The 7669-nt window shown below is 44.0% G+C and carries 7 protein-coding genes (1 of these 7 running past the window's edge); 2 read left to right on the top strand and 5 right to left on the bottom strand.

The window, feature by feature from the left end; genetic code table 11:
* Both pdaB and gerD read left to right on the top strand, forming a co-directional pair.
* Positions 1-739, top strand: the 3' portion of a protein-coding gene (gene pdaB, locus MHB54_RS16565; protein WP_053326182.1) for a polysaccharide deacetylase family sporulation protein PdaB. The gene continues 41 nt to the left of window position 1, outside the view; the window shows 739 of its 780 coding nt (coding positions 42-780); its start codon lies off the left edge, out of view; it ends in the stop codon at positions 737-739.
* A gap of 106 nt (positions 740-845) precedes the next feature.
* Positions 846-1580, top strand: a complete 735-nt coding sequence (gene gerD / locus MHB54_RS16560; RefSeq protein ID WP_023990486.1) for a spore germination lipoprotein GerD — start codon at positions 846-848, stop codon at positions 1578-1580.
* A 34-nt stretch (positions 1581-1614) separates the two neighbouring features.
* Here gerD and MHB54_RS16555 read toward each other — a convergent pair whose 3' ends face one another.
* The 5 genes from MHB54_RS16555 to rpsI form a co-directional block, all read right to left on the bottom strand.
* Complete coding sequence (locus MHB54_RS16555) at positions 1615-2721, bottom strand: Mrp/NBP35 family ATP-binding protein (protein ID WP_068939388.1); 1107 nt, start codon at positions 2719-2721, stop codon at positions 1615-1617.
* A gap of 59 nt (positions 2722-2780) precedes the next feature.
* The gene (gene cwlD, locus MHB54_RS16550) at positions 2781-3557 is read right to left on the bottom strand and encodes an N-acetylmuramoyl-L-alanine amidase CwlD (RefSeq protein WP_068939390.1); all 777 of its coding nucleotides are present in this window, start codon (positions 3555-3557) and stop codon (positions 2781-2783) included.
* Between the two features lie 68 nt (positions 3558-3625).
* Positions 3626-4795 (bottom strand): sulfate adenylyltransferase, encoded by a 1170-nt coding sequence (sat, locus tag MHB54_RS16545; protein ID WP_023990489.1) that lies wholly within the window; start codon positions 4793-4795, stop codon positions 3626-3628.
* Between the two features lie 53 nt (positions 4796-4848).
* A complete protein-coding gene (locus MHB54_RS16540; protein ID WP_264454483.1) occupies positions 4849-5541 on the bottom strand; it encodes a phosphoadenylyl-sulfate reductase in 693 nt (230 codons plus the stop codon).
* Between the two features lie 1719 nt (positions 5542-7260).
* Complete coding sequence (rpsI, locus tag MHB54_RS16535) at positions 7261-7653, bottom strand: 30S ribosomal protein S9 (RefSeq protein ID WP_013312140.1); 393 nt, start codon at positions 7651-7653, stop codon at positions 7261-7263.
* Positions 7654-7669 lie beyond the last annotated feature (16 nt).

Here is a 7669-nt window from a genome sequence, read left to right as displayed (position 1 = left end):
ACGATTCTTAATCGTAATGGCTGCAGCCGTCTTTACTGTTGGAGTCATTTATGTAGAAACCGATAATGTTACGGTTTTTTCCGAGGAAGCACCAACCGCTATTTATAGTGTACCCACAGACAAAAAGCTGATCGCTCTCACCTTTGATATTAGTTGGGGTGATAAACGTACTGCCCCCATCTTAAAAGTCCTTGAGGATAAAAAAGTGACCAAGTCCACCTTTTTTCTTTCTGCCCCTTGGAGTAAAACACATCCAGAGCTTGTGAATCAGATTAAAGAAAGCGGATTTGAGATCGGCAGTCATGGCCATAAACACGAAAATTACAGTAGCTTAAGCGATGAAGATATTCGTAAGCAGATTTCCATTGCTCATACCACATTAACCGAACTGACGGGACAGTCCCCGAAGTTGATCCGTATGCCTAATGGCGACTTTGATAAAAGGGTCCTTCAGGTTGCCAGCACTTTAGGCTACAAAACCATTCAGTGGGATACAGATTCCCTGGACTGGAAAAATCCTGGTACTCAGGTCATAATCGACCGTGTTGTAAATAAAGCGCATCCTGGCGATATCGTCCTTCTGCATGCCAGTGATTCCTGTAAACAAACACATGAAGCCTTGCCCGTCATTATCGACAAGTTGCGCGCACAAGGCTATGAATTCGTGACTGTATCTGAACTGCTTCAACAGGGTACAGTAAAAGGCAAAGAGGTGCGCGATCAGGCACTGGGTCTTTAAGGAGTTATTTTACATCGTTCTCAGCTAAAAACCAAAAGCAAATCGACATATTTCTCCGCATTCATCCACATACTATCCACATTCATGATGAAGGAGGAATACGGCCATGAATTGGACTCGTTTGCGATTTGTTAGCACGGTATGCGTACTGGGCGTTGCACTGAGTGGCTGCGGCTCGGATCAGGGTTCTGCGCCCCCCCAGAACAGTTATAAAGAGATGAAAACGATGGTTGTCGATATCTTGAAAAGCGATGACGGAAAAAAAGCCGTAGAAGAGGCTTTAACCGGGGAAAGCACTTCAAAAGAAGGACAATCCGGTCAAAGCAGTGAAGAGGGTGGGGCTGGTGGTGGATCTGGTGGCAGCATGGGAATGAAAATGCTTATGCCCATGCAATCGGCTGAACAGATGAAGATCGCAGTCAAAGATACTTTGGTATCACCTGAATATAAAAAAGAAATCGAAAAAATTATGACTGATCCGCGTTTTGCGGGAGAATTTGCCAAAGCCATCAACAGCCAAAGCAAACAGCTTCATATGCAACTTATAAAAGACCCTTCTTATCAAAAATCAATTGAAGCGATGCTTAAGTCGCCAGAACTGACCAAGATGTATATGGACTTAACTAAAACTCCTGAATATCGCAAACAATCTATGACAGTCATGCATGATGCCATGCAGAATCCGATTTTTCGGCTTGAAGTCATGAATTTACTTAAAACTGTCGTACAAGAGGAACTCCAACCTAAGGTTGAGAAAAAAAGCGGTGAGCAAGGTGGCTCTGCTGATCAGAAGCAAGATGGTGGTGGTGGAGGCGAAGGAGAACAAGGTGGAGGCCAATAATAAAAAGGCTGGTTCAACAACCAGCCTTTTTTTCTTATTCAAATTCCGCGTGCAACGTCGTAATTTGAGCAGCAATATCATTGTAAATTTCCCCTGTCGCCGACTCGGATTTATATACGGATGGAGAAAAGTCGGCTTCTGAAGGGTGATTGTCTGGGATACCCAGCGGAATTTGCGCCAGCAGCTTCGTATGAAGGGTATCTGCCAGCATAGCCCCGCCACCGCGTCCAAAAACATAGTCCTTTTCTCCGGTGGAGGATACATAATAGGACATGTTCTCCACAACACCAATGACCTTATGATCTGTTTGGAGCGCCATAGCCCCTGCACGTGCAGCTACAAAAGCTGCAGTTGCATGTGGGGTAGTGACAATGATTTCTTCACTCTGCGGAATCATTTGATGTACGTCAAGCGCTACATCGCCAGTCCCTGGTGGTAAATCGAGTATCATATAATCCAGTTGTCCCCATTCAACATCACTAAAAAACTGTCTGAGCATTCTCCCCAGCATGGGACCTCTCCAAATCACCGGATTGTTCTCTCTGACAAAGAAGCCCATAGACATGATTTTGATACCGAATCGCTCCACCGGCTGAATGATACCATCTTCGACAGAAGGAACCTCCTCCACCCCGATCATATCCGGCACGCTAAATCCATAGATATCCGCATCAATTAAACCCACACGCTTCCCCTGTCTAGCTAAAGCAGCAGCCAAATTTACAGCTACTGTCGATTTTCCGACACCACCTTTTCCGCTTGCAATGGCAATAAACCGGACGCCAGATGCTGGGCTAAGCAGCTCATGTTCTTCCATACCGACAGCATGTCCTTTGGTCAAAACCGGGTCAGCGGCTTCCTCGGTATTCTCCACAGCTTGAATTGCGGACTTTTCATGCTCAGATGCCTCACGAATACGAATATGGACGTGGCTTAATCCCGCCTCTTCTAACGTCTGCCGGATTTCCCGCTCCAGTTCTGCACACGTTTCTTCCTGGCTATTCAGACTAATAGCGGTCAAGGATACCCGATCCTCTTTAACAACCACATCCCGAATAAAATGGAGATCGACTAGACGGCGTCCTGTTTGAGGCTCCCGCACTTGTTGAAGTAGCTCTATAACTTGCTCTCTTGATTGCATGAATTATCAGCACCTCTGCTTTAATGAATTACGGAGTGGTAAACACTTACAGTATACCACTATCTGGCCTCAGGTGCTGGTGAGATCCCCTTTTCCCCGGCACTGTAACGCAAAATCCCCTTATATATGGACGCCGCCACCCGCCTTTGATAGTTCACGTCACTTAGTCGTCTGGCTTCCTCTGGATGGGACAAAAATCCGACTTCTACAAGGGCTGATGGCATTTTGAGAGCTTTCAATAAATAAACTGTGTTCACGGTCTTAGCTACTCTATTCGTGTTTTCCAAGTTACGCTTGATCTCTTCCTGAATTAAGGACGCCAAATTCTCGTTATCTGCATGGTTAGGGACGAAAAAGGTCTGTGCTCCACTCCAACGGCTCGACGGGATACTGTTCATATGAATACTTAGAAAGAGGTCTGCTTTCTGCTCCTCAATTATACGCACACGCTGCTTCAAATCCTCCGTTTTCCTTCTGGCGTAACCTTTCGTTTCTTGCTGCGCCAGGTCGCGGTCATCCTCACGTGTCATGACAACAACAGCACCTGCTTGCTGCAAATAATCCCGCAAATAAAAAGCGATTGCCAGATTAATATCCTTTTCAATAATTCCTTCTTTGCTAACCGCCCCTCCATCAGGCCCTCCGTGTCCAGCATCTATGGCAATTACTTTACCAGTAAGGGGTAAACTCCAATGGGTCCAAGCTCTCGAAGCAGGTATCTCATACAATGCCAGTGTAATAAACAGAACGGCGAGACAACAGCCCAACAGCATTTTTTGCAACGTCCGATAGCGAATCCACAGTGTAACCTCGTGTTTACGATTATTTTTTTGCATAACAAAACGCCTCCGTCCTATACAGATACTAATAATCTATATGGGACGAGGCGTGTAGATAGTACAACTCAGGCATGAACAAATTCTTTCATACCTTCAATGAGCACTTGAGCGACTTCCGGTCGTGTAAATTCAGGTGGCGGGCAAACCCCAGAGCGCAACAATTCCCGTACCTTGGTGCCCGAGAGCGTCAAATGATGCTCCTTGGGATGTGGGCATGTTTTACTTGAGGCCATATTTCCACATCGGGTGCAATAAAAGCTGTGTTCAAAGAACAATGGAGTAATCCCCAGCTCTTCAGGTGTAAAGTGCCTGAAAATTTCCTGTGCTTCGTAGGTACCATAATAGTCTCCTACCCCGGCATGATCCCTTCCAACAATAAAATGGGTGCAGCCATAGTTTTTTCGCACAATAGCATGGAAAATGGCCTCTCTAGGACCCGCGTATCGCATGGCAGCAGGAAATACCCCTAGAAAAGTCCGATCAGCCGGATAATAATTGTCCAGCAGCACCAGATAGCTCTTCATACGCACATCTGCCGGAACGTCATCTGACTTGGTTTCACCAACGAGTGGGTTTAGAAACAAAGCATCCACAATCTCCATCGCGCTTTTTTGGATATACTCATGTGCCCGGTGTACCGGATTTCGTGTTTGAAAACCGACCACTGTTTTCCAGCCTTTTTCTACAAAATAGTCGCGTGTCTGTGATGGTGTATAGTAAAACTCACTAAATTGTGTGGGCTCCGGCCGATTCAGCACTTGCACAGATCCACCAACATACGTAGCAGGTCGATCTAACAGTTTGTTTACGCCAGGATGAGCCGGGTCATCGGTCTTGAATACTCGTCTGGCTTCCTCAGCCTGATCTACCTGATAAATACTTTCAATATCAAGTACAGCATAGATAGTATCGTCTGTTTCACCCACCAAAGCCACCTGCTGACCTAATTTCAGTTCACTGGCTACACTTTCTACAACTGCAAGAGTAATGGGAATACTCCAGACTGTACCATCGGCAAGACGCATATCTGTTACCACCGACCGATAATCAGATTCATTCATAAACCCCGTCAAAGGAGAGAAAGCTCCCACTCCAATCAAATCCAGATCAGAAATGGTCCATGAGTTTACACGGATAGGAAACAATTCTCCTGCAGCCTGCAAAAGTGCTTTTTGCTCCGGTCCTGTAATGATTTTATCAACAAGTGTTCCGCCATGCGGAAGAATTGCAGTCATAATGCACTTCCCTTCTCTTCATAAATACGACTCATAGTTACCTGAATACCATTTTATTGATGGAGCCCACACTCTGTTTTCTCATTGCCTGACCAGCGACCTGCACGAGGGTCTTCACCTGGTAGAACTTCACGGGTACATTGCTCACAACCGATACTGGGATAATTGCGGTCATGCAATGGATTATACAGTACTTCATGAGTACGGATATAGTTCCATACATCCTCGGATGTCCAGCTTGCCAAGGGATTAAATTTAACGAGTCCAAACTTTTCATCATACTCTACCTTTTTTGAATTCGCACGGGTAGGGGCCTGATCCCGGCGAATACCAGTAATCCATGCATCGTATTGTGACAAAATGCGTGTCAGTGGCTCAACTTTGCGTATACCACAACATGTGTTAGGATCTGTTTTCCACAGTTCCTCTCCATGCTCAGCCGCTTGCTCTTCAGGAGTAATTAAGGGAGAGACCCTGACAAAATCCAAATTATATCTGGCTTTCATCTGATCTCGCGTATCATAAGTTTCTTGAAAATGAAAGTCGGTGTCCAAGTAAAAAATGTCGGTGGAAGGGCTAATTTTTTGAAGCATATCTACTAGTACTACATCTTCTGCTCCGAAGCTACAAGCAAAGGTAAGATTGGGAAATGTAAGAACAGCATACTGGATAACTTCCTCTGGCGTAGCCTCTTCCAGTTCAATTGCCTTGATTCTAATCAACGCTTCTTTCTCCAATAAATTCATTATCAATGCGCCTCCATATGAAGATTCATAAATAAGTGTCATTTCAATACCGACTAAACTAATAAGATTAAATACAGTATAAAACTTTCACAATCATTGTCAATCCAAGGCAAAATGTCCTGATGTAAGCATTTATCCACCCAAATTTGCAGGAATGTTGTTCTGTCAGCATTCTTTAATGCTTTCTTGCGTATCCAACCAAGTTCATTGGCTTTATATAAAATATTCTTATACCAAACACTTGAAAATGGTCCATAGGCTCTTTGGTTACTAAAAATAACTAGTGTAGCTGAAGGTATGCTTGAATGGAGGCTTTTTACGTCAACAAAGACGGCTTGTTCTCTACTCTGCTGAAGACAAAGGCGTACCACCAGTACGCTTTTAAACAAAGGGCTTTCTTATATAACATTATATGGGAATAGTTTGGTCCTTGAAGGAATACATCCTATAGTTTTGACTTTGGAAGAGCAAGCCGAACGTGCGGATAAGCATTTTTTTGACAACCTACCTTGCTACGCAAAATTACTTAGTTGAATGATTTGTATAGCCAAAATGTATTATTGTACTATACATATGCTTGTGGATCTTCTGAGTGAAATGCTTTAGAGGCATCTAGGAGCAGCGTATCCTAATCTTGGCCTAGTGCGCGGCAGCCATCGATAATGCTGAACAGCTTTGGGTTGCTTGATCAAGCAAGAATCATCTGTAGAAGAAAGCAACATCGTTTCTGAATCTAAGATTATCGAAGGGTGCTAACCGAGGGAATTGAAAATAACTTTAGGTTTCAAAGCTCTTATTTTGCATTCCAAAGATGAAGTCCGTATGTGGACGAGTTCAGATGAAGGCAAACTAGCCTTTACTCGAATTTTTAGCCAGATGAAATCGACTACACTATTCTGGAGCTCTGGCGTCAGCGATGCTTTCATTGTGGAAATTATAAAAGAAATGACTGCGCGCTGAACTCTTATTATGCCTCTATCCAATCCTAAAGCGCTTGTAGAGGCAATTCCCGAGGGATTGATCCCTGGACACAAGCAAGACTCTTATCGCTACTGGAAGCCTATTTAAAGCCTGACATCAAGATGGGTCAATTTTATAAGGGTAGACACAGTCGGACAATACATAGTGCTCCCGGTTATAGTTTGGAGCGATTGCTGTGTAGACTATTTCCATTACCAGTAACATGTACATCGCCGTTGCAATTGCAGTAGCCTAGGAAGCAGACAGTGCTAGGCTAAGGAGCGTCCTTCTCTCAGTGCACACAAATAAAAAGAGGTATTCCTTGCCGTATCCCTAGCTGCGCCCAAAACAGCTGTACAAGAGGCATAGACAGTACCAGCCAGAACATATCAAGGGACTTTACATAAACAAGTGAAAGCAAAGTATCTCGTGAAACAGCAGTTAGCAGAGAATATTAAGATGAGGCTATATTGAATAGTCGAACATTATATTTTAGTCACAGGTTATAAACATTACAGAATAAACTCCGTGGAAATAGCAAACTGTATTTGTGTATAACAATATCGTATTCAATTACATCGTGGATAACTTTTCGTGTTCCATGCATTTGCATGCGGTTATTTATGTATTCGCAGAAACATGCTGAAGCCTATGAATTTTAGAGTAGGTCTACTTATCCACATGTGGATAATAATCAGGAAATGACTAAATAAAAAAGAACCCTTTCCATAAGGAAAAGGTTCTTCTGTATTCGAAATATTAACGTTTCGAGAACTGTGGTGCACGACGAGCGGCTTTGAGACCGTATTTTTTACGTTCTTTCATACGTGGGTCACGAGTCAAGAAGCCTGCTTTTTTCAAAGCTGGACGGAATTCCGGATCTGCTTTCAACAGAGCACGGGAAATACCGTGGCGAATTGCGCCGGCTTGACCAGAGATACCACCACCATGAGCGATAACGAGTACGTCATAGCTGCCAACTGTTTCTGTCAGGTTCAGTGGTTGTTTTACGATCAGTTTGAGAGTTTCCAAACCGAAATATTCATTAATATCACGCTTATTGATGACAATGCGTCCTTCACCCGGTACGAGACGAACACGAGCTACCGAATGTTTACGACGACCTGTCCCATAGTATTGTACTTGTGCCATGAAACTGTCCTCCCTT

Origin of the sequence: Paenibacillus sp. FSL M7-0802, assembly GCF_038004945.1 — a bacterium.
GTDB lineage: Bacteria > Bacillota > Bacilli > Paenibacillales > Paenibacillaceae > Paenibacillus > Paenibacillus polymyxa_B.
The sequence above is the reverse complement of the archived record's forward strand: the minus strand, read 5'-3'. Positions and strand labels throughout refer to the sequence as shown.

Coding starts and splice junctions, on each gene's coding strand:
- MHB54_RS16540 (WP_264454483.1), bottom strand. CDS start 5,541: ATGAATTTATTGGAGAAAGAAGCGTTGATTAGAATCAAGGCAATTGAA.
- sat (WP_023990489.1), bottom strand. CDS start 4,795: ATGACTGCAATTCTTCCGCATGGCGGAACACTTGTTGATAAAATCATT.
- cwlD (WP_068939390.1), bottom strand. CDS start 3,557: ATGCAAAAAAATAATCGTAAACACGAGGTTACACTGTGGATTCGCTAT.
- gerD (WP_023990486.1), top strand. CDS start 846: ATGAATTGGACTCGTTTGCGATTTGTTAGCACGGTATGCGTACTGGGC.
- MHB54_RS16555 (WP_068939388.1), bottom strand. CDS start 2,721: ATGCAATCAAGAGAGCAAGTTATAGAGCTACTTCAACAAGTGCGGGAG.
- rpsI (WP_013312140.1), bottom strand. CDS start 7,653: ATGGCACAAGTACAATACTATGGGACAGGTCGTCGTAAACATTCGGTA.